Origin of the sequence: Motilibacter aurantiacus (assembly GCF_011250645.1) — a bacterium.
Classification (GTDB): domain Bacteria; phylum Actinomycetota; class Actinomycetes; order Motilibacterales; family Motilibacteraceae; genus Motilibacter_A; species Motilibacter_A aurantiacus.
This window is the reverse complement of sequence record NZ_JAANNO010000053.1, coordinates 1-531: the sequence shown is the minus strand read 5'-3', so window position 1 is coordinate 531 and position 531 is coordinate 1. Positions and strand designations below refer to the sequence as shown.

1 protein-coding gene is annotated in these 531 nt (G+C 71.6%); it reads right to left on the bottom strand.

Going from position 1 to position 531, the window contains the following annotated elements:
• A partial coding sequence (locus G9H72_RS20800) for a transposase (protein WP_166174763.1) occupies positions 1-519 on the bottom strand: 519 nt, incomplete at its 3' end.
• Positions 520-531: the final 12 nt, after the last annotated feature.

Genomic DNA, 531 nt, shown 5'->3' with positions numbered 1-531 from the left:
GACCTGGCGAGGGGACAGGTGCTCGACGCCGTGACGCAGCAGCCCACGGATCTTGTAGAGCGGGTCGTCCTTGTGACCGCGGTGACCAAGGGTGTCCTGCTGGACACGGCGGCGGGTCTGGTCGACCACGGTCGTGCCGAGCTTGACGACGTGGAACGCGTCCAGGACCGCGACCGCGTCCGGGAGCTCGTCACGGATCGCGTTGGCGTAGCCGCGGAACGGGTCCAGCGCGGCGTGCTCGACGGTCGCGGTGAACGCCTCGGACTGGGCGGCCAGCCACCGGGAGTAGGCGGTCCCGGACCGGCCCGGGACCACATCCAGCAGCCGCGCCCGGACGTTCCCGTGCTGGTCACGGGTCAGGTCGACCATCGAGGTCACCGCCCGGTCCCCGCCGTGGTGGGAGGGCTTCCAGATGTGCTCGTCCACTCCCAGGGTGACCACCCCCTCCAGCCGGCCTGGATCGGCCAGACGCCGGATCGCCTCGGCCTCGATCGCGTCCCAGCAGGTGTGCCAGTCCACCCCCAGATGCCG